This window comes from Paraburkholderia solitsugae (assembly GCF_013177695.1).
GTDB classification, from domain to species: domain Bacteria; phylum Pseudomonadota; class Gammaproteobacteria; order Burkholderiales; family Burkholderiaceae; genus Paraburkholderia; species Paraburkholderia solitsugae.
Window position 1 is genome coordinate 1 of sequence record NZ_WOEY01000024.1, and the last position, 20,098, is coordinate 20,098.

At 63.0% G+C, this 20,098-nt stretch carries 18 protein-coding genes and 1 pseudogene; 13 read left to right on the forward strand and 6 right to left on the reverse strand.

The features are described 5' to 3' along the window. From gspD to gspF, 3 genes are all read left to right on the forward strand, one after another. Nucleotides 1–1,346: type II secretion system secretin GspD (gene gspD / locus GNZ12_RS06055; protein WP_172309489.1), on the forward strand; the 1,346-nt coding region annotated here is incomplete at its 5' end. After that, nucleotides 1,343–2,911 carry a type II secretion system ATPase GspE gene (gene gspE / locus GNZ12_RS06060; protein ID WP_328805958.1) on the forward strand — a complete coding sequence of 523 codons (1,569 nt, stop codon included), beginning with the start codon at nucleotides 1,343–1,345 and terminating at the stop codon, nucleotides 2,909–2,911. The genes gspD and gspE, both read left to right, overlap by 4 nt. Nucleotides 2,912–2,915: 4 nt before the next feature. Continuing rightward, the gene (gene gspF / locus GNZ12_RS06065; RefSeq protein WP_172309490.1) at nucleotides 2,916–4,133 is read left to right on the forward strand and encodes a type II secretion system inner membrane protein GspF; all 1,218 of its coding nucleotides are present in this window, start codon (nucleotides 2,916–2,918) and stop codon (nucleotides 4,131–4,133) included. A gap of 133 nt (nucleotides 4,134–4,266) precedes the next feature. Here gspF and GNZ12_RS06070 read toward each other — a convergent pair whose 3' ends face one another. Next, the gene (locus tag GNZ12_RS06070; protein WP_172309491.1) at nucleotides 4,267–4,680 is read right to left on the reverse strand and encodes a type II secretion system protein N; all 414 of its coding nucleotides are present in this window, start codon (nucleotides 4,678–4,680) and stop codon (nucleotides 4,267–4,269) included. A gap of 261 nt (nucleotides 4,681–4,941) precedes the next feature. On the opposite strand from GNZ12_RS06070, the gene gspG reads away from it, so the two are divergent. The 8 genes from gspG (at nucleotide 4,942) to GNZ12_RS06110 (ending at nucleotide 12,043) form a co-directional block, all read left to right on the forward strand. Beyond that, nucleotides 4,942–5,406, forward strand: a complete 465-nt coding sequence (gene gspG, locus GNZ12_RS06075; RefSeq protein WP_074281771.1) for a type II secretion system major pseudopilin GspG — start codon at nucleotides 4,942–4,944, stop codon at nucleotides 5,404–5,406. A 135-nt stretch (nucleotides 5,407–5,541) separates the two neighbouring features. Beyond that, nucleotides 5,542–6,120, forward strand: a complete 579-nt coding sequence (locus tag GNZ12_RS06080; RefSeq protein WP_172309492.1) for a GspH/FimT family pseudopilin — start codon at nucleotides 5,542–5,544, stop codon at nucleotides 6,118–6,120. A gap of 1 nt (nucleotide 6,121) precedes the next feature. Next, nucleotides 6,122–6,526 (forward strand): type II secretion system minor pseudopilin GspI, encoded by a 405-nt coding sequence (gene gspI, locus GNZ12_RS06085; RefSeq protein WP_172309493.1) that lies wholly within the window; start codon nucleotides 6,122–6,124, stop codon nucleotides 6,524–6,526. After that, nucleotides 6,504–7,181: a PulJ/GspJ family protein gene (locus GNZ12_RS06090; RefSeq protein ID WP_172309494.1), complete on the forward strand. Its 678-nt coding sequence runs from the start codon at nucleotides 6,504–6,506 to the stop codon at nucleotides 7,179–7,181. Before gspI ends, GNZ12_RS06090 begins: the two co-directional genes overlap by 23 nt. 1,015 nt (nucleotides 7,182–8,196) lie before the next feature. Then, nucleotides 8,197–9,291, forward strand: a complete 1,095-nt coding sequence (gene gspK / locus GNZ12_RS06095) for a type II secretion system minor pseudopilin GspK (protein WP_172309505.1) — start codon at nucleotides 8,197–8,199, stop codon at nucleotides 9,289–9,291. Nucleotides 9,292–9,319: 28 nt separating this feature from the next. Next, nucleotides 9,320–10,741 carry a type II secretion system protein GspL gene (gene gspL, locus GNZ12_RS06100; RefSeq protein ID WP_172309495.1) on the forward strand — a complete coding sequence of 474 codons (1,422 nt, stop codon included), beginning with the start codon at nucleotides 9,320–9,322 and terminating at the stop codon, nucleotides 10,739–10,741. After that, nucleotides 10,738–11,241 carry a type II secretion system protein M gene (locus GNZ12_RS06105; protein WP_172309496.1) on the forward strand — a complete coding sequence of 168 codons (504 nt, stop codon included), beginning with the start codon at nucleotides 10,738–10,740 and terminating at the stop codon, nucleotides 11,239–11,241. The genes gspL and GNZ12_RS06105 overlap by 4 nt, the downstream gene beginning before the upstream one ends. A 22-nt stretch (nucleotides 11,242–11,263) precedes the next feature. Further along, on the forward strand, nucleotides 11,264–12,043 hold the full coding sequence (locus GNZ12_RS06110; protein WP_172309497.1) for a type II secretion system protein N: 780 nt from the start codon (nucleotides 11,264–11,266) through the stop codon (nucleotides 12,041–12,043). A 92-nt stretch (nucleotides 12,044–12,135) separates the two neighbouring features. Here GNZ12_RS06110 and GNZ12_RS06115 read toward each other — a convergent pair whose 3' ends face one another. Together GNZ12_RS06115 and GNZ12_RS06120 are read right to left on the reverse strand one after the other, a co-directional pair. Beyond that, entirely contained in the window at nucleotides 12,136–13,704 is a 1,569-nt protein-coding gene (locus GNZ12_RS06115) for an efflux transporter outer membrane subunit (RefSeq protein ID WP_172309498.1), read from the reverse strand. A 248-nt stretch (nucleotides 13,705–13,952) separates the two neighbouring features. Beyond that, nucleotides 13,953–14,300 (reverse strand): hypothetical protein, encoded by a 348-nt coding sequence (locus GNZ12_RS06120; RefSeq protein ID WP_172309499.1) that lies wholly within the window; start codon nucleotides 14,298–14,300, stop codon nucleotides 13,953–13,955. A gap of 253 nt (nucleotides 14,301–14,553) precedes the next feature. On the opposite strand from GNZ12_RS06120, the gene GNZ12_RS06125 reads away from it, so the two are divergent. Continuing rightward, nucleotides 14,554–15,096 carry a MarR family winged helix-turn-helix transcriptional regulator gene (locus tag GNZ12_RS06125; RefSeq protein WP_172309500.1) on the forward strand — a complete coding sequence of 181 codons (543 nt, stop codon included), beginning with the start codon at nucleotides 14,554–14,556 and terminating at the stop codon, nucleotides 15,094–15,096. 135 nt (nucleotides 15,097–15,231) lie between these two features. Next, complete coding sequence (locus GNZ12_RS06130; RefSeq protein ID WP_172309501.1) at nucleotides 15,232–16,794, forward strand: DHA2 family efflux MFS transporter permease subunit; 1,563 nt, start codon at nucleotides 15,232–15,234, stop codon at nucleotides 16,792–16,794. Nucleotides 16,795–17,188: 394 nt separating this feature from the next. On the opposite strand, the gene GNZ12_RS06135 is transcribed toward GNZ12_RS06130, so the two are convergent. The 3 genes and pseudogenes from GNZ12_RS06135 to GNZ12_RS06145 all read right to left on the reverse strand — a co-directional run. Next, the gene (locus GNZ12_RS06135; protein ID WP_172309502.1) at nucleotides 17,189–17,695 is read right to left on the reverse strand and encodes a hypothetical protein; all 507 of its coding nucleotides are present in this window, start codon (nucleotides 17,693–17,695) and stop codon (nucleotides 17,189–17,191) included. A 273-nt stretch (nucleotides 17,696–17,968) separates the two neighbouring features. Continuing rightward, on the reverse strand, nucleotides 17,969–19,585 hold the full coding sequence (gene gshA, locus GNZ12_RS06140; RefSeq protein ID WP_172309503.1) for a glutamate--cysteine ligase: 1,617 nt from the start codon (nucleotides 19,583–19,585) through the stop codon (nucleotides 17,969–17,971). Between the two features lie 216 nt (nucleotides 19,586–19,801). After that, a pseudogene (locus tag GNZ12_RS06145) lies at nucleotides 19,802–20,098 on the reverse strand (DNA-3-methyladenine glycosylase 2 family protein); the annotation flags it as partial.

Sequence of the window (20,098 nt, forward strand, 5' to 3'; positions counted from 1 at the left end):
GCGGGGGAGGATACGGCTCGAACAGCGGTTCCGGCGACCTGATCGGCAGCGACAAGAGCAAGGGCGACGACAATCAGCCAGGCGGCATGATCCAGGCGGATGCCGCGACCAACTCGCTGATCATCACCGCGTCCGACCCGGTGTACCGCAACCTGCGGGCGGTGATCGACCAGCTCGACGCGCGGCGCGCGCAGGTCTATATCGAGGCGCTGATCGTCGAGTTGAACTCCACCACGAACGCGAATCTCGGCATTCAGTGGCAAGTGGCAAACGGTTCGACCTTTGCCGGCACCAACCTCGCGACCGGCTCCGGCAACAGCATCATCAACCTGACCGCGGCGGCGGCGGTGACGGCGACGAACCCTGCGGGTCTGGCGGGAGCGCTCACGGGTCTCCAGCAGGGGCTCAACGTCGGCTGGGTGCACAACATTTTCGGCGTGCAGGGACTCGGCGCGCTGCTGCAGGCGCTGTCGCAGACCGCCGACGCGAACGTGCTGTCAACGCCTAACCTCATCACGCTCGACAACGAGGAAGCCAAGATCGTTGTCGGTACGAACGTGCCGATCCAGACGGGTTCGTATTCGAACCTCACGAGCGCCACCGCGACCTCGGCGTTCAATACCTACGACCGCGTCGATGTCGGTCTGACGCTGCACATCAAGCCGCAGATCACCGACGGTGGGATTCTCAAGCTGCAGCTCTACACGGAAGACTCGGCGATCGTGAACGGTACGACCAACGCGACGACCAACCCGGCCGGTCCGGAATTCACCAAGCGTTCGATCCAGTCGACGGTGCTCGCCGATAACGGCGAGATCATCGTGCTAGGTGGCCTGATGCAGGACAACTACCAGGTCAGCAACAGCAAGGTACCGCTGCTGGGCGATATTCCGTGGCTCGGCCAGTTGTTTCGCTCGGAACAGAAGACCCGTCAGAAGACCAACCTGATGGTGTTCCTGCGCCCCGTGATCATCACCGATCGCGATACCGCACAGGCCGTGACGTCGAACCGTTACGACTACGTCCAGGGCGTGACGGGCGCGTACAAGTCGGATAACAACCTGATCAAGGACAAGGACGATCCGGTGGTTCCGCCGATGCCGATCGGCCCGAGCCAGGGTGGCTCGCCGGCGATGAATCTGTTCAATCTTGACCAGATGCGCCGTCAGCAGATGGCACCGCCGCCGGGTTCTGCTCCGGCGCCGGTCACGAATGGTGGCGCCGTGCAGACGAATCCGGTCACGACTGGCGGTACCGTGCAGACGAACCCGGTTATGAATGGCGGTGCTGTACAGACGAACCCGGTACCGGCGCCGTCCACGGCGTCGCCTGGAGTGCAGCCGTGAGCACGCCGTCCACGCCGCCGTCAGCTTCCGCGTCGTCGGCAGCGGCGCGAGCCGGTGCGTCGACGCAAGCCTCGGCAATTCCGCCCGCAGTCGTGACGGAACATGCCGAACGCATTGCGCCGTCGGCGGTTGCCGCGCGGCTCGTGCCCTACGGCTTCGCCCGCAGCGGCCAGATTCTGGTCGCGCATCAGCACGCCGATGGCCTGGAAGTCTGGATCAGCGAACGCACCAGCGATGCGGCGCTTGCCGAGGTTGCGCGCAATTTCGGCGCGTTGTCCGTTGTGCGTGTGCCAGCTGACGAACTTGCCCAGGCGATCAACCAGGCATACGCGCGCCAAGACGGCAGCGCGGCGCAAGTGGTCGGCGAAGTGGAAGGCGAAGTCGATCTGTCGCGTTTGATGCAGGACATTCCCGAGGTCGAGGATCTGCTCGAATCGGAAGACGACGCGCCGATCATCCGCATGATCAACGCGCTGCTTACGCAAGCGGCGCGCGAGCAGGCCTCGGATATTCACATCGAGCCTTTCGAGACTTCGTCGGTGGTGCGCTTCCGCGTCGACGGCACGTTGCGCGATGTCGTGCGGCCGAAAAAAGCGCTGCACGGTGCGCTGATCTCGCGGATCAAGATCATGGCGCAGCTCGACATTGCCGAGAAGCGTCTTCCGCAAGATGGCCGTATCACGCTGCGCGTCGGTGGACGTCCGGTCGACGTGCGCGTCTCGACGCTGCCCACCGGCCACGGCGAACGCGCGGTGCTGCGTCTGCTCGAAAAGGACGCGTCGCGCCTGAATCTCGAAGCGCTCGGCATGGCGCCCGACACGCTCGTCAAGTTCGACAAGCTGATCGGCAAACCGCACGGCATCGTGCTGGTGACCGGCCCGACCGGTTCGGGTAAGACGACCACGCTGTATGCGTCGATGTCGCGGCTCGAAACCGCGACGACCAACATCATGACGGTCGAAGATCCGATCGAATACGACCTGTCCGGCATCGGCCAGACGCAGGTCAACGAGCGGATCGGCATGACGTTCGCGCGGGCGCTGCGCTCGATTCTGCGGCAGGACCCGGACATCATCATGATCGGTGAAATCCGCGACCTGGAGACCGCGCAGATCGCGGTGCAGGCGTCGCTCACCGGTCACCTTGTGCTGGCGACATTGCACACGAACGATGCGGCATCCGCAGTGACACGTTTGACCGACATGGGCGTCGAGCCGTATCTGCTGGCGTCGTCGCTGCTTGGCGTGCTGGCGCAACGGCTGGTGCGGCGCCTGTGCCCGGTGTGCCGCGAAGAGCGCGTTGAAGAGGATGGCAGCGTGCGCTGGCATCCGGTCGGTTGCGACAAGTGCGGTCAGTCCGGCTACGCGGGCCGACGCGGCGTATACGAACTGCTTTTGATCGACGACGAAATCCGCGCGCTGGTTCACCGCAATGCATCCGATGCGGAAATTCTTGCTTCGGGCCGCGCGCAAGGCATGCGCACGCTGCGCGAAGATTCGGACCGCTGGCTCGCATCCGGGCTGACGTCGCTCGAAGAAGTGATCCGCGTGACGGGCGGAGCATAAGGTCATGCCGGCATTTCGTTTCGAAGCGATCGACGCGGCGGGCAAGGCGCAAAAAGGCGTGCTCGACGCGGACAGCGCGCGCGGCGCACGGACCAATCTGCGTTCGCAAGGACTGACGCCCCTGGTGGTCGAACCGGCCGCGACGCGCACACGTGGCGAGCGCAATCAGCGCTTGTCGATGGGACGGCGTTTGTCGCAGCGCGAGCAGGCGATTCTTACGCGGCAACTGGCCAGCCTGCTGATCGCCGGCCTGCCGCTCGACGAAGCGCTCTCCGTGCTGACCGAGCAATCGGAGCGCGACTACATCCGCGAGCTGATGGCGTCGATTCGTGCCGAAGTGCTCGGCGGCCATTCGCTCGCGAATGCGCTGACGCAGCATCCTAAAGATTTCCCTGAGATCTATCGCGCGCTGGTGGCCGCCGGCGAACATACCGGCAAGCTCGGTCTCGTGCTCTCGCGTCTGGCCGACTACATCGAGCAACGCAACGCGCTCAAGCAGAAGATCGTGCTCGCGTTCACGTACCCGGCGATCGTGACGCTCATCGCCTTCGGCATCGTCACGTTTCTGTTGAGCTACGTGGTGCCGCAAGTGGTGAACGTGTTCGTCAGCACTAAACAGCAACTGCCGATTCTTACCATCATGATGATGGCGCTGTCCGGTTTTGTGCGGCACTGGTGGTGGGCGATGCTGATCGGCGTGGTCGTATTGGTGTATCTGGTCCGCTCGATCCTGAAGCAGCCCGGCCCGCGGCTTGCCTTCGACCGGTGGCTGTTGACCGCCCCGCTGCTCGGCAAACTCGTACGCGGCTACAACACGGTGCGCTTTGCCAGCACGCTAGGCATTCTGACGGCAGCAGGCGTGCCGATTCTGCGCGCATTGCAAGCCGCCGCCGAAACGCTCAGCAACAAGGCGATGCGCGAGAACATCGACGACGCGATCGTGCGGGTGCGCGAAGGCACGTCCTTGTCGCGCGCGCTCGGCAATACGAAGACGTTTCCGCCGGTGCTGGTTCACCTGATCCGCTCGGGTGAAGCGACCGGCGACGTGACGACCATGCTCGACCGCGCGGCTGCAGGCGAAGCAAGTGAGCTGGAGCGTCGCACGATGTTCCTGACGAGCCTGCTCGAGCCGCTGCTGATTCTGGCGATGGGGGGGGTGGTGCTGGTGATCGTGCTGGCGGTGATGCTGCCGATCATCGAGTTGAACAACCTGGTGCAGTAAAGCGGAGAAGTTATTCGATTGCGGGGCTGCAGCGGCTAATGTGGGGGCACTGCAGTGATGACCGCGGTGGCATCCGCATGTAGCACGCGGGCTGCCGCTGCGCAATCAGCTGAAGCCAGGCGGAACGCCTGGGTCAGCGCATGTAGATGGTAGGACCTGCCGGATTGGCTGGCAGGAATACTTCGGAATGCGCGCCATTGCGGTCGATGATGATTGAGCGGGGGCGGACTTCGGCGAGTTTAGCGCCTTGCATGAGCGCGCTGCCGAGCGATACCGCATGTGGCGGTTCGCCGCCGACGCTGACGATGGCCGCGGCGCCTTGCTGCAAAGCGAGGATGCCGAACAGATGCACGTCCTGGTTGACGCTGCGGGTGAGCTGGCCGCCGAACAACGTGGCGGCCTGTTCAGTTGAGACCGGCGCATGCGCGGCGGCAGCGGGCAACGGCGCGCCTGACGTCGTGGAGATCGTGATGACCCAGTAGGTCAGCGTCGCGCAGAACACGGCGAACAGCGCGAGCGACAGAAGGCGGATTTGGATGGCGTTCATGCGCATATTGTACGGACTATTGTGAAAATTGCGTTGGGGGAAAGTGCCTCGAACCTCGCGCTTCGCGCCGGGCCCTCGAGGGAAGCGATTCCCCAAGGGGACTTCCTGCGGACCGGAAACTTTGGGGGCCCGGCGGTTTCTCGCAACCCTTCAACACCATGACATTAAAATGACCGGCTGGGCGTGTTCAATGGCAGCCCGATTGCCAGACGCGCGAATCCCGCCCGATCGAAAATTTCACCTGAAAAGAGGTAGCAACCTATGCAACTGTCGACCACTCGCCGTACTGAAATCGCGGGTCCGCGCAGCCGTCGTCAACGCGGTTTCACGCTGATTGAAATCATGGTCGTGATCGCGATTCTGGGCATTCTGGCCGCGTTGATCGTGCCGAAAATCATGAGCCGTCCAGACGAAGCGCGGCGCGTGGCCGCCAAGCAGGACATTGGCACCGTGATGCAGGCGCTGAAACTCTACCGTCTCGACAACGGCCGCTATCCGACTCAGGAGCAGGGCCTGCGCGCGCTGATCGAAAAGCCGACCACCGACCCGGTGCCGAACAACTGGAAGGACGGCGGCTATCTCGAACGTCTGCCGAACGACCCGTGGGGCAATACCTACCAGTATCTGAATCCGGGCGTGCATGGTGAGATCGACGTGTTCAGCTATGGCGCGGACGGCAAACCGGGCGGCGAAGGCAATGACGCCGACATAGGTTCGTGGCAGTAGTCTGGTCGTTCAGTAGTTCATTAAGCGCCGTTGATTGTCAGGCGTGCCGGATCGCCCTGCTCTTTTGCGATCCACCTCGCGCCTTATCGACTCATTGTTTTTCTGATCTTTAGTTGATCGTTCGTGGCCGGCACTATGCGACTGTCCGCTTGCAAGTCCTCTGTGGACACTCCGTGTACGGCACCGCTGCCGGGCACGGCGTGCGCCGGCGCGCGCGTGCGCGGCTCGCGTGGCGCACGGGGTTTCAGCGCAGGTGGCCCGAAGCGTGCGGCGGGTTTCACGCTGCTGGAAATGATGGTGGTGCTGGTGATCGCGGGCATTCTGGTATCGCTGACCGCGCTGACGATGACGCGCAACCCGCGCACCGATCTGAACGAAGAAGCGCAGCGTCTCGCGCTGCTGTTCGAATCGGCCGGCGACGAAGCTCAGGTGCGAGCACGGCCGATCGCGTGGCAGCCGCTCGATGGTGGCTTCCGCTTCGATCTGCGGACCGAAGACGGCTGGCGTCCGCTGCGTGACGACCTGCTCGGGCCGCGCAACTGGGAAGGTGGCGTGACCGGTGTCACGATCAATTACCCGGGGTCGGATTCGCACCCGAGCCGTGTGGTGTTCGGCACTGAAGCGATCGACGTGCCGGTGCAGATCACCCTGTTTTCGGCTGCGGGGCGCGCGACGATCGTCGGCACCGGCAACGGCCGCTATGAGGTGCACTGAGATGCGTCGTTGCAGGGGCACAGGAGCGCGCGCATCGCAGCGTGGTTTTACGATGATCGAAGTGCTGGTGGCGCTGGCGATTATCGCGATTGCGTTGGCGGCATCGATGCGCGCGGTGGGGAGTCTGGCGAGCGGCGAAGCGGATTTGCATCGTCGTCTGCTGGCGGGATGGAGTGCGGACAATACGCTGGCGCAATTGCATTTGACGCATGGCTGGCCGAACGTCGGCTCGACGAGCTTTGACTGCTCGCAGGGCAATTTGCAGTTGATCTGTACCGAACAAGTGACGGCGACGCCGAATCCGGTGTTTCGCCGTGTGGAAGTGATGGTGACGATGCCTGGGCGTTCCGGCAATCTTGCGCAGATGGTGACGGTGGTCGCGAATGAAAACAACCGTTCGCTCTAAGCGCCGCGGCCGAATGGGCGCGCGTGGTTTCACGCTGATCGAATTGCTGGTCGCGATTGCGATCATGGCGGTGATTGCCGTGTTGTCGTGGCGCGGGTTGGACCAGATCATTCGTGGCCGGGAGACGATCACGAACGCGATGGAAGACGAGCGGGTCTTTGCGCAGTTGTTCGACCAGATGCGGATCGATGCGCGGCAGGCCGCGTCGGATGATGAGTCCGGGCAGGCGGCGATATCGGTTTCGGGCAGTGTGTTGCAGATCGTGCGGGAGATGGTGTTACCGGGGGAGGCGCCGCGTTTGCAGGTGGTGAGGTATCGCGTGTCCGAGGGGCGTGTGATTCGGTATGCGTCGCCGCCGTTGGGGAATGTGGGTGATCTGCGGCGCGCGCTGCGCGGTGGCGAGGGTGATGGGTGGACGGCGGTGCCTTTGATGGGGGGCGTCGGTGCGATTTCTGCACGTCTTTATGTGCCGAAGGTCGGCTGGACTACGCAGATGAAGGATGTGCAGAGTGCTATTACGGAGAACGACAATAATTTGAAGGTACCCCAGTTGGGGAATGCGCCGCTGCCGCGGTCGGTGACTGGGCTGGAAGTGAGTGTTGGGGCTAAGTCGTTGGCGCGGCCTGTTACGCGGGTTTTTCTCGTCGGAGAATGAAATGAAGTATTTTCTTTTGTCTCCGCGACGCTCTGGGTCTTCGGTGTTGTTGTTGTCTTCGCGACGCGCTGTGTTGGGGCGCGTGCGGCCGTGCCTTTGTTTCGGTTCTTTGCCTGCTCGGCGCTTTCGTCTGTGTGCCTACGGTGTTGGCCTTTCCTTGTTTTCTTATCGGTCTATTAGCGTCGCCCCTGTGCGGGGCAGGCACCTACTTTTCTTTGCCGCCGCAAAGAAAAGTAGGCAAAAGAAAGCGGCTCAAACCGCTAATGCTAAGCGGGTCCCCCGCACAGCTAACGGTAGTGGCGCATCTGGAATCCGTGCCCTCGCACATTTGACCCCAGTGACAAAGCCGTCATCAGTTCCGGCGGCGCTGCGCGCGCCGAGCGGTACATCAGAAAAAACGCTTGGTACTTCCGACGCCTACGCACTGGCCGGAGCTCTTGGCCCCTACGTCTCGGCGGGTACCGCCTTTAGTGCATCTCATGCCTGTGCTCCGGTGAGCACCGCCTTTAGTGTCTCTGGCCTCTGCGCCCCGGGGGGCGCCGCCTTTGCACGCGCGGACGCGCAGCTGCTTTCATCGGCGCCGGCGCTCTCATCATTCGGCCGTTCCGACGCGACGCGCCTTTCGGCCGTACGCACTAGTCTTTACGCGCAGACATCCGCAGAAAAATTGGTTGGGCGCATCGCCGAGGCGAAGCCGACGGCTCCCCGCCACGTTAAACGAAGCCAATGGTGTTCAGAGCGAACCCTTCCGGCGAGCGCGCAGCGCGAGGCGGCAAGCATGACTGCCTTGTCACTCCGGGTTGGGGATGTGGGGGCACAGATTCCAGATGCACCACTACCCCCTCCAAGCCAGGGGACCCACTTAAGAATTAGCGGTTTGAGCCGCTTTCTTTTGCCTACTTTTCTTTGCGGCAGGCAAAGAAAAGTAGGTGCCCCCCCGCACAGGGGGAAAGCTAATAAACCAATAACAAAGCAAGGAAAGGCCAACGCCGCAGGCACACAGGCAGGAAGGCAGCTGCAGGCAAAACAAGGAAAGCCGCCGCAGGCAAACCAACGCGGCGCAGCAATAATCAGCGCCCTACTAGTAGTCGCACTATCAGCGATATTAGTATCAGGCCTACTCTGGCGCCAGCAAGTCCAAATCCGAAGGATAGAAAACCAACGTCTCCTCTCCCAAGCGCAATGGGTCGCCCGAGGCGCACTGGACTGGACGCGCCTGATCCTCCGCTCAGAGGGCGACACCTCAGCAGGCATCACCTACCTGGGCGGCGTATGGGGCGTCCCCATTGCCAAAACACGTCTATCAGATTTCCTCGGCCAAATAGGTGAAGTCAGAGCCGAGCAAGGCCAAGAAACCTATCTCTCAGGTTCAATCGAAGACGCCCAGGCCAAATTCAACCTCCGCAATCTGGTCTCGAGCCCAGCGCCCGGCGTCATGCAACTCAACGCGGAGCAGATCGACGCCTACCAGCGCCTGCTGGTCTCCCTCGGCGTGAACAGCCAACTGGCGAAAACCACCGCCGTGCAGGTTCGCGCGAGTCTCGCTCAATCGGCAACGCGTTTTCAGACGGTCACCTCCGCCGCCGGGACAACGGCGACCCCAATCGCCGCAGGCGGCGGCGCCACCGGCGGCAGCTTCACCGATAAACCCGGTATGGAAGACGGCGATGACAACGCGGCGGTCGCGCCGCTGCAAATGACCAGCGTCGATTCGCTGCTCGATATCCCCGGCTATACGCCGGAAATGGTCGCGCGCTTGCGGCCGTTCGTCACCGTGCTGCCCACGGTATCGGCGGTCAACATGAATACGGCCCCCGCCGAAGTGATCGCGGCAATCGTGCCAGGAATGAGTCTGTCCGCCGCGCAAGCCTTCGTCGCGCGCCGGCAAACGGTGTTTTTCCATAACGTCAGCGATGTGCAACTCGCCTTGCGCGGCGCCGGCGTAGAGTCAGCCGCGGTCGATCCGGATGAAATGGATGTCAACACGAGCTATTTTCTGATTCACGGCCGGGTGCAGCACGAACGCGCGGTAGTGGACCGCACGACCCTCGTCTATCGTGACGCATTGACTCACACTACGCGTATCGTGCGGATACAAGACCAACTATGAATAACGCCTTTCCCAGAGAGAGTGGCCTTTGAGCACGCTGATCGTCCTATTGCCGCCGCGTGATCCGGCGGTGCCATCGCAGGAATGGCAACTGCCGGAGTTGCCGTTCGTGCTCCTCGACAAGTCGGGCCGCACCCAACGCGCGGGCCGCTCGGCGCTCGCGCTGCTGCCGCGCGCTACATCGACGGTGCTGATGGTCGCCGCCCGCGACCTGCTGATGATGCCCGCCAAGCTGCCGCCATTGCGCGGCCCGCGGCTGCGTCAGGCCTTGCCGAATATCGTCGAGGATCAGCTGATCCAGGATCCGCAAACCTGCCATATCGCCGTCGACCCACAACCGGTCGCGGGCGGCCGGCAGTTGCTCGCGATCATCGACCGCGGCTGGTTCCGCTTCATCTGCGAAGGCTTTTCCGCCGCCGGCCACCGCAGTTTGCGCGCCGTGCCGGTCACGCGCTGCCTGCCGCAAGCCGTCGCGCTCGATACACCCGCCGAAGTCGCGGAAATGGTCAACGCGGGCGAGCCAGTCATAGCGGGCTCGGCTAGCGTGGCGACGTCGCTGCCGGGTGTGGCGCCTGTCATCGCTCCGGGCGTCGCGTCGGCCGTGCCGATGGTGGCGGCCGTGCTCGGCGCTGTCGTCCAGACCGCACCCGCGTTCCTGCTTGAAGGCGCGGTCGAAAGCGTGGTGGTGAACGGTGCGCCACGCGTCGAACTGGCGATCGCGCGCGGCGTACAAGGCGAGGGGCTGGCGGTGCCGGCTAGCGCCGTGAACGCGACGCTCAGCGCGCTCGCCGGTGCCGCGCCGGTCTCGCTTTACATGCTGACCGAGGTGCCCGGCAACGAGCCGAGTCTCGCGGCAACCAGCCCGGCGAAGCTCGCCGCCTACGTGCACGGAGCCAGCCCGTTGCCGTTCGAGCAACTCGCGCGCCGCGCGCTGACGTGCCGCTTCGACCTGTGTCAGTTCGAGTTCGCCTCGCAGCCGTGGCGGCTCGACCGCGCGACGCTGCGGCGTCTGCGCCTGCCGGTCATGCTGGCGGTCGGCGCGCTGGTGATCGCGATTGTCGGCGCGAACGTGCAGTGGCTGATGCTCTCGCGTCAGCGCGAGGCGATCAACACGCAGATGACCGAGTTGCTCCTCAATACCTTCCCCAAGACGACGGTCGTGCTCGATGCGCCCGATCAGATGTCGCGCCAGTTGCAGCAGTTGCGGGTGGCGGCCGGTGAACTGTCACCGGACGATTTTCTGTCGCTCGCCGACGGCTTGGCGCGTTCGTTGGCGCCGGTGCCGGTCAACGGCATCGCCGCGCTCGACTATCACGACCGGCGGCTCGATGTGACCTTCAAGCCCGAAGTGAAACTCGATGCCGATTTCGCCAAGCGCCTCGCGCGCAACGGCCTGACTGGCGCGATCGATAGCAACACCGGCAAGTGGACCATCAGGAACGGACAATGAAAGCTGAACTCGCCCAAAGCTGGGCTGGATTCTGGGACCAGCGCACCGAGCGCGAAAAAACCCTGCTGGCGTGGGGCGGCGGGGTGCTGGCCGTGGTGATCGCATGGTCGGTGCTGTGGGCGCCGGCACAGGATGGCCGCGCGCATCTGCGTGAATCGCTGCCTACCTTGCAGCGTCAGTTGGCCCAGATGACCGCGCAGTCGAATGAAGCGCGCCAGCTCTCCGCGGCGGCCCAAGGTGTCGCGCCGACCGGCGCTGCGCTAAAGGACGCGCTCACCGCCTCGCTTAGCGATCACGGTCTTGCCGCGACCCAGGTGCAGGTGATCGGCAACGCCGTGCAGATCCAGATGAAGAACGCGTCGTTCCCGGCGTGGACGAGCTGGGTTGACGACGCGCGCAAGCAGTTCAAGGTGCAGGTCGCCGAGGCGCACGTGACCGCGCTCAAGGAAGACGGCCAGGTGGATCTGATGGCGTCGTTGCAGCCGTCCACCGCGAAATGACCGTGCCGTTACAGGATTTCGCATGACTTACTGGATGCGGCGCCTGCGCGTCGCGCTACCCTGGCTGGTGGTCGCGGTGCTGGCGAGCGCGGCCGTGATGCTCACGTTTTTGCCGGCCGCCTGGATCACGCCGCAGTTCGCCAAACAGACCCGTGGCCACGTCAATCTCGTCGATCCGGCCGGCTCGCTGTGGCACGGCTCAGCCACGCTGATGCTCGCCGCCGGGTCCGACATGAGCGCGGCGACCCTGCTGCCGGGGCGGATCGAATGGCGCACCGCGTTCTGGCCGCTCTTCACCGGCCGTGTGCGAATGATCATGCGGCACAGCGAAGCGATGCCCGACCCGATCACCGTCGACGCAACCCTGCGCAGCGCCACCGTCACGCCGGGCGCGATGGCGGTGCCGGCTTCGCTGCTGAGCGGCCTCGGCGCGCCTTTCAATACGCTAGATCTGCAAGGCGACGTGCGCCTCGCATGGTCCGATTGGCGCAGCTTCAATCAGGAAGCGTTCGGTCAGCTGACTGTGACCCTGAACGATCTCAGTTCGCGCGTCTCGCTGGTCAAGCCGCTGGGTTCTTACCGGCTGCTGTTCCAGGCGCAGGGTGCGTCGTCCACGCTGGATCTGACGACCCTCAAGGGGCCGCTGATGTTGACCGGCAACGGCAGCGTGTCGTCCGCGTCGACATCGTTTCATGGGACGGCCAGCGCCGCCCCGGAAGCGCGCGACAACCTCGCGGGACTCCTGAATCTGTTGGGCCGGCCAAGCGGACCGGATACGGTCGCGCTGACGTTCGTACACTAAGGTTCGTGCATTGAAGCGCGGGTTGTAAAAAAAGAGGCATGGCCGCATTGCGCAGCCATGCCTCCTTTGCCTTGCCTTGGCGAATCGTGCGCCTAGTTGCTTTGCGCCGGTTGTGGCGTGGCTCCGCTTTGCGCCACAGGCGTCGCCGACGCTGCCGGCAGCGGCGCGGGCGCCGCCACATCGCCCGTTTCGCGGTTCATTTGCGACACATCCCAGCCGCCGCCGAGCGCCTTCACCAGACCCACCGACGACACCATCCGCTGCCCTGCGATGTTTTCCAGCTTTTGCTCAGCCAGGAAGGCCGTGGTCTGCGCGGTCAGCACGTTGACGTAGCCGACCGTGCCCGCCTTGTACTCGTTCGTGACGATGGCGAGCGCCTGACGCGCTGAATCCACCGCTTGCCGCTGCACGACGATTTCCTGTTCAAGGATGCGCTGCGAGGCAAGATTGTCCTCGACGTCCTGGAACGCGGCCAGAATCGTTTGGCGGTAGGCGGCGACATCCTGATCGTAGGCCGCGCGAGCCGCTTCGGTCTTGGCCTGCCGCAAGCCGGCGTCGAAGATCGTGCCGGCGAGTTGCGGGCCGAGCGTCCAGAAGCGCGACGGTAAGGTCAGCAGTTGCGAGAACACCGAACTTTGGAAGCCGCCGGTGGCCGACAGCGTGAGCGACGGGAAGAACGCCGCAATCGCGACGCCGATCTGTTCGTTCGCCGCCGCCGCCTTGCGCTCGGCCGACGCGATATCCGGACGCCGCTCGAGCAGCGCCGACGGCATCTGCGCGGGCACGGCAGGTGGCGTGGCGGTCAGAGGCATCGGCGGAATCGAGAAGGTCGAGGCCGGTTGGCCGACGAGCACGGCGATCGCGTGCTCGTCCTGCGCGCGCTGCACACCGTTGTCGATGGCGGCCGCTTGCGCCGTTTGCAACTGCGTTTGTGCCTGAATCACGTCCGAGCGTGCGGCGACGCCTGCTGCGTACTGATTCTGCGTGAGTTGCAGCGATTTCTGATAGGCCACGACGGTGTCGTCGAGCAGCTTCTGGGTGGAGTCGAGCGCGCGCAGCGAGAAATAGGTTTGCGCGAGCGTGCCCTGGGCGGACAGCCGCGCATTCGCCAGATCGGCGGCGGCACCCTGCTCGCCGGCTTTCTGCGAATTCACCGAGCGGGTGACCGAACCCCACAGATCCGGCTCCCAGCTTGCGTCGAGTTGCACGTTGTAGCTGTTGCTGATGCCGGAGCGACTCGAGGTGCTGGTCGAGTTGCTGCTGGACGACGAACCATAGCCGGAACGCGTACCGCCTGCCGATGCACCGATGGTCGGGAAATACGCCGCGCGGGCCTCGCCAACCAGCGCACGCGCCTGCCGGTAAGCGGCGGCGTATTGGGCGATAGTCTGGTTCGACGCGTTCAGCTTGTCTTCGAGCGCGTTGAGTTGCGGGTCTTCGTAGATGGTCCACCAGTCGCCGCGGTCTTGCTGATCGGCCGGCTGAGCGACTTTCCAGCCGGGGGCGGCTTCCTTATAGGACGCGGGGATCTCGGCTGCGGGCCGTTTGTAGTCGGGGCCGACGACGCAACCAGCCAGCAGGGTGGCGAGGGCCGCAGCGACTGCGATAGTCAGGGCGCGGGGCGCAAGCGTCCGCGCGCGCGAGATTCGTTCAAACTGCATGCAATGGATTCCTTCAGGACGCCGCAATGCGGCCAATGGCGGCACTGCTGGCCGGGCGAGATCATGGCTCTGCCGGAATGTTAGCGTATGGGACCGCTTGGACGCGGGAAACTGAAAGGGTAATGCGGGGGGAGGCGGAGGTGTGTTACTGAAGGGGTCGGGATGGTTACGTGCTATTACCGGCTTCGTTGCCTGGGCGACCGAAAAACGCCGCGCAGGCAACGAGCGCCGGCTCTGCAAGAAGAGAATTAAACGCGCGAATCCGCGGACGTAGTCTGCCGGGCCAGCTTGCCAGCCGCAGCCCGGCACGGCGCACCTGAGCGTGCCTGACACGCGCTCGCTGGGCTTGCGTCAGCGACATTGCTCGCTGAAATGGCGGATCCCGCCGATTTCACCGAGGCGGCCTCAGCCCCCTTCTGCCCTCGCCGATGCTCCGCCCACGCCAACACCGCGACCCCCACCGATCCACCCGGCAGCACGAACAGCACAGCGAACAACGCCAGTTTCCACCAGCGATGCGGCCCTTGAAAGCTGCTCAGCGCGGAATCGGTCAGGGAGCGGCTCAAACCGCCAAGGGTGTTTTTGAGGTACAGCATCGGGGAAATCCTTTTCGCACGGCGCCATTGCGGCGTGCAGACAATCGGTCAGAACATGGTCTCGGGTGGCGCGGATCGCGCGTAACTCGTTGCCTACAATAATATTGACTATGCAATTAAATTTCAAGATACTTTGCCTCGCGCGCAGCGGCAGTGTTGTTTTTTGCGCTATTCGCGCGACGCGAAACGGAGTTTGACTTGTCTGCTTAGGCAGCTAGAATTCGTTCTGCTCGACGATGTTCCCGGATACACGATGACTGACGGCCCTTACAACGCGGACGAGATTCACCTTGAATCGAGTCTTGGCTATTACCTGACGAAAGCGCGAAACGTGCTTGTCGAGCGGATGGACCGTGCGGTCAAACCGTTGGGACTGACCGCCCAGCAGATCGGCGTGATCCTGGTCTTGTCGGCACAACGCGCGAGTACGCCGTTCGAGTTGTCGCGGGTCATGTCATACGACAGCGGATCGATGACGCGCCTGCTCGATCGCCTTGAAAAGAAAGGCTTTATCGTGCGCGCGCGCAGCGACGCCGACCGCCGGATGGTCAAACTCGAGCTGACGCCGCAGGGCCACGAAGCCGCGCGGCAATTGCCCAGTTTGGGCGCAGCCGTGCTGAACGAGCAGTTGCGCGGATTTTCCGCCGCGGACCATGCCACCTTGCTCGACCTGCTCGGCCGCTTCATTGCGAATGGCATCGGCGAGGGAGCAAGCGCGGGTTGCGGCCTCGGATCCCCGCAGGAATCGCTGGAAGACTCAGCCGAAGAGCCGCCGCCAGATCACGGCGGGCAGTAACCAAGAGGCGTTTTTGAAAGCGCCATTGTTTGAAAATGTCTGTCTGGGCAGAGGGTGATCCGGCATGTATGCGCGCCATTCGGAGGGTGCGATAAGGCTGCCGCGACAAGCTTTCCCAGCTGAGGAGAAACACACATGGCTGCTACGGCTACCGCCGAAGCCCTACCCGCCGCCGAACTTGCCCCGCTCAAAGGCGGGGTGCTGGCGTTGCTCACCGTCGGTCTCGCGCTCGGCACGTTCATGGAAGTGCTCGACACTTCGATCGCGAACGTCGCTGTGCCGACCATTTCCGGCAGCCTCGGCGTGGCGACCAGCCAGGGCACCTGGGTCATTTCATCGTATTCCGTGGCCTCGGCGATCGCGGTGCCGTTGACCGGCTGGCTCGCGCGGCGCGTCGGCGAGGTGCGGTTGTTCACGCTATCTGTTCTGCTTTTCACGATTGCCTCGGCGCTGTGCGGCTTCGCGCACAACTTCGAGTCGCTGATTGCCTTCCGGCTCCTGCAAGGGCTCGTTTCCGGGCCGATGGTCCCGCTTTCGCAGACGATTCTGATGCGCTCGTACCCACCGGAAAAGCGCGGGCTCGCGCTTGGCCTCTGGGCGATGACCGTGATTTGCGCGCCGATTTTCGGACCCGTGATGGGCGGCTATATCACCGACAACTACACGTGGCCGTGGATCTTCTACATCAACGTACCGATCGGGTTGTTCTCGGCGGTGTGCGCGTTCCTGCTGCTGCGCGGCCGCGAGACCAAGGTCACCAAGCAGCGTATCGACGCGGTCGGGCTCACGTTGCTCGTGATCGGCGTGTCGTGTTTGCAGATGGTGCTTGACCTGGGCAAGGATCGCGATTGGTTCAACTCGACGTTTATCATCACGCTGGCGATTATCGCGGTGGTGTCGATTGCGTTCCTGTTGGTGTGGGAGATGACGGACAAGGAACCCGTCGTTGATCTCTCGCTGTTCAAGGATCGTAACTTTGCGCTCGGTGTGGTGATTATTTCCTTCGGGTTTATGGCGTTCTTCGGGTCAGTGGTGATTTTCCCGCTCTGGTTGCAGACGGTGATGGGTTATACCGCGGGGCTTGCTGGTTTGGCGACCGCGCCGGTCGGTATTCTTGCGCTGTTTTTGTCACCGATGATCGGCAAGAACATGCATCGGTTGAACCTGCGCGTGGTGGCGAGTTTTGCGTTCATCGTGTTTGCGTTTGTGTCGTTCTGGAACTCGACTTTTACGCTCGATGTGCCGTTCAATCATGTGATCTGGCCGCGGTTGGTGCAAGGGGTTGGGGTTGCTTGTTTCTTTGTGCCAATGACTACTATTACGCTGTCCAGCGTGTCGGATGAGCGTCTTGCTAGTGCTTCTGGGTTGTCGAATTTTTTCCGGACTTTGTCCGGGGCGATTGGGACGGCTGTTAGTACGACTTACTGGGAAAACGATACGATTTATCATCATGCGATGTTGACCGATTCTGTTAATGTTTATTCGGCTAATACCAATGCGTATACCAATGGGTTGGCGGGGCTTGGGCTTTCTGGTGACAGTCTCACCGCTCAGTTGAATCAGGTTGTTACGGCGCAGGCTTATATGATGGCCACTAATGATTTTTTTCGGATTTCTTGCGCTGCGTTTCTTGGGTTGGCTTTGCTTGTTTGGGTGACTAAGCCTAGGAAGGGGGTGGGGGCTTCTATGGGGCATTGAGGCTTTTGCCTGTGCGGCGCTTTTTTGGGCTGTGCCCGGACGGCGTTGGCCTTTCCTTGATTTGTTATTGGTTTATTAGCGTCGCCCCTGTGCGGGGCGGGCACCTACTTTTCTTTGCCTGCCGCAAAGAAAAGTAGGCAAAAGAAAGCGGCTCAAACCGCCAACTCTTAAGTGGGTCCCCCGCGCAGTCGCGGTAGTGGTGCATCTGGAATCTGTGTTCTCGCACATTCGGCGCCAGTGACAAAGGCGTCATTCTTCCGGCGGCGCTGCGCGCGCCGCAGCGTGCTTCTTAAAACCACTCGCCGTGTTTTTGCGCGGCGGGTTACTCAGTGCCATGCTCACGGTTCATGGGTGCGCGTTCTCCTCGCAGACCGCATTGCCGTTTCCCCCTCCCTCACTGCGTGACCGCTTCCCCACTCGTTCCCGGGATCGACTGGCCCTGCATGGCGTCCGGGTGCATCGCCGTCGGTCCTCTAGGCTGCGACGGTTTTGCGCCGCCCTGCGGCGCGCCCGCGGTAGTGCCTCGTACGTATTCCTTGAAGTCGGCGCCCGCCTCCCATGGGTTCGGTTTGCATCCCATCGAGCCATCACAATGCGCCGCAAAACCAATCGTCGCGGTGCCGTCCGGGTTCTGGGTGCGCGTAATCTGGTACGCCAGCGCTCGCTTGCCGCCGTCCGGGCCCGTCGTCTGGATCAACGTGTTAGTCGCAGATTCGATCCTGTACGTCGAATGACCGGCTACCCATGTCTGCGCACGCTGCCACCAGACATCACACTCGGCTTTGGTCGAACACGTCAGCGGCGTTGTCGCGATCTGCATGACGTCCGGATCGACCTGCCCCTGCGTCGAACATCCCGCCGCCGCCGCCAGGCACAGTGCTGCCAACAGACCCTTTTTCATCGCGTTGAAGCCTCCCTCTCTGGAGCGTGTCGTCTAAGTTGGACCGCATCCCCGGCAAGGTGTTTCATACCCATTTGTGAATGGTCAAAACGAGGGGAGATTTTTGCCGATACAGTTGGGCGGCCAGCATCGCTTTGCGCAGACGTTACCTGTGCACAAAAAAAGCAGCTTTCCAAGGCTGCTTCCTGTTTTACAAATGAAAATGCCGTTCAGTGTTAGCTGAACGGCATTTTCCCTCAGGGCCGCTGTTTCCGGCGCTACTACGTTCGTCGTTTAGACGCTAAACCGGTTCAGTGTGTACGCCCGGTATGCCGCGACGAATGCGTCGAATGAACCTACCTCTTCCCGTTCAAGTTTGGCCTGCTCTGCAAGCGATTGCGCAGCAAGGTCGGTGAATTCCTTGGTCTGAGCAGCGTCCAGCGGACGCGAGCGGAAATAGGCGGCGTGCGCCTCGCTTTGCTCAAGGCCGAATGCGAGGAAGCTCTGCTGCTTGTCCCGCATCGTCTGCAATACGCGCGCAGACGGCGTCAGCGACGCATCCGCCAGCTTCGCGCGCTGAACCGCCACGGCGCGTGCGTGTTCGTCGCCACCGTGCAAGGCGTCGAGCGTTGCAGCGGCTGCGTCGATCTTGACGAGTAGTTCGTTTGCCCAGTCCGTCATCGCGATCGGGCTGCCGTCGCGCGTCAGTTCGAGGCCCGGCTTGCGGCCTTCCATCGTCACGCGGCCAAAGTTCTGATTCGCCTCCGCATAGGCGTCCGGCGGCAGCAGCGCGCTGTCGTCGAGCGCGCAGACCAACAGGTAAGCGTCGAGAAAACGCGACGTCTCCAGTGAAATGCCGGTCGGCTCAAACGGATCGATGTCCATGCAGCGTACTTCGACGTACTGCACGCCACGCGCGGCCAATGCATGCAGCGGACGCTCGCCCGGATAGGTGACGCGCTTCGGACGGATCGTCGAATAAAACTCGTTTTCGATCTGCAGCACGTTCGTGTTGATCTGTACCCACTCGCCGTCGCGCTGCGTGCCAATCGCCTCGTACGGAGGATACGGCTGGCTCACGGCCTTCGCGAGCGCGTCGAGGTAGCCCGGCAAGGTGTTGTAGTCGGCCTGCAGCGCGGCTTGCGCGGTAGTGTTCGAGTAGCCGAGGTCGCTCATGCGCAAGCTGGTCGCGTACGGGCGATACAGCGTGTCAGCGTCGAAGGTTTCGAGCGTGTGTTTGCGGTCGCGGAGGAAGCGGCGATCCAGTGCCGGCGATGCGCCGAACAGGTACATCAGCAGCCAGTTGGTGCGGCGGAAATTGCGGATCAGCGCGAGGTAACGGTCAGACTGGAAATCGACGGCGTTTGCCGTGGATTGCTGGTCGGCATGCAACGCCCGCCACACTTCTTCGTTCAGCGAATAGTTGTAGTGGATGCCCGCAATGCACTGCATCGTGCGGCCGTAACGGAGCGCCAGGCCAATGCGGTACACGTACTTCAATTTGCCGATATTCGATGTGCCGTAGTGCGCGATCGGAATGCCGTCGTCCGTTTCGGGCAGCAGGCCCGGCATCGAGTTGTTCCACAAGATCTCGTCGCCCAGTTCGGCATAGACGAAACGATGCAGTGCATCGAGCTTCTCGAGCGTGACCGTGACGTCGTGCTCAGCCGGCGTGATCAGTTCGATCAGCGCTTCGGAATAGTCGGTGGTGAGCGACGGATGCGTGAGCGCCGAACCAAGCGCGCGCGGATGCGGCGTCATGGCAAGCTTGCCCTCCTGCGTCACGCGCAGGCTTTCCTTTTCGATGCCGCGCAGGCCACGTATCAGCGCGTCGCGCTGCGGGCCCGAGGTCAGCACGGACAGGCGGTGCGATAACGCGTCGTTCGTGAGGGAAGGTGTCGTGTTTGGCATTGATGCGAGTCGGGCGTTGTCGGCCGCCATGTGCCGCTTCACTGCCTAGGTGCAGCACTGCGCGGTTGACAACGTTCGGCGGAATTTTCGGGTAGCGGGCACTTTAACATCTCGCCAGAACGGCTGCTTGAGCCCGCTTCGGCCGGCCCTCGGACGAGACAACCCGGCCAAAATTCAGGCCAAAACGGCCTGCCCTGCGCCGCGTTACGCATGACCTCAGCCGCCGCGTGCGGCCCCTGCCCGATCCGCCACCTCGTTCCACAGATGCATGGCCGCATATGCGCGCCAAGGCCGCCACGCGTCGGTGCGGGTGCGTTGCTGCGTGGGTCGCACGAGCGACGGGTCGCGCGCGCAGATCGACTGCATCAGCACAAGGTCCCATGCGGGCCATGCGTCGGCGTCACGCCATGCGCGCATCGCCACATACTCGACTGTCCACGGACCGATGCCAGGCAGGGCGAGCAACGCTGCGCGCAAACTATTGGCATCGGCGACGCTGCTGTCGAGCGGTAC

Coding starts and splice junctions, on each gene's coding strand:
- gspF (WP_172309490.1), top strand. CDS start 2,916: ATGCCGGCATTTCGTTTCGAAGCGATCGACGCGGCGGGCAAGGCGCAA.
- GNZ12_RS06070 (WP_172309491.1), bottom strand. CDS start 4,680: ATGAACGCCATCCAAATCCGCCTTCTGTCGCTCGCGCTGTTCGCCGTG.
- gspG (WP_074281771.1), top strand. CDS start 4,942: ATGCAACTGTCGACCACTCGCCGTACTGAAATCGCGGGTCCGCGCAGC.
- GNZ12_RS06080 (WP_172309492.1), top strand. CDS start 5,542: ATGCGACTGTCCGCTTGCAAGTCCTCTGTGGACACTCCGTGTACGGCA.
- gspI (WP_172309493.1), top strand. CDS start 6,122: ATGCGTCGTTGCAGGGGCACAGGAGCGCGCGCATCGCAGCGTGGTTTT.
- GNZ12_RS06090 (WP_172309494.1), top strand. CDS start 6,504: ATGAAAACAACCGTTCGCTCTAAGCGCCGCGGCCGAATGGGCGCGCGT.
- GNZ12_RS06105 (WP_172309496.1), top strand. CDS start 10,738: ATGAAAGCTGAACTCGCCCAAAGCTGGGCTGGATTCTGGGACCAGCGC.
- GNZ12_RS06110 (WP_172309497.1), top strand. CDS start 11,264: ATGACTTACTGGATGCGGCGCCTGCGCGTCGCGCTACCCTGGCTGGTG.
- GNZ12_RS06115 (WP_172309498.1), bottom strand. CDS start 13,704: ATGCAGTTTGAACGAATCTCGCGCGCGCGGACGCTTGCGCCCCGCGCC.
- GNZ12_RS06120 (WP_172309499.1), bottom strand. CDS start 14,300: ATGCTGTACCTCAAAAACACCCTTGGCGGTTTGAGCCGCTCCCTGACC.
- GNZ12_RS06125 (WP_172309500.1), top strand. CDS start 14,554: ATGACTGACGGCCCTTACAACGCGGACGAGATTCACCTTGAATCGAGT.
- GNZ12_RS06130 (WP_172309501.1), top strand. CDS start 15,232: ATGGCTGCTACGGCTACCGCCGAAGCCCTACCCGCCGCCGAACTTGCC.
- GNZ12_RS06135 (WP_172309502.1), bottom strand. CDS start 17,695: ATGAAAAAGGGTCTGTTGGCAGCACTGTGCCTGGCGGCGGCGGCGGGA.
- gshA (WP_172309503.1), bottom strand. CDS start 19,585: ATGCCAAACACGACACCTTCCCTCACGAACGACGCGTTATCGCACCGC.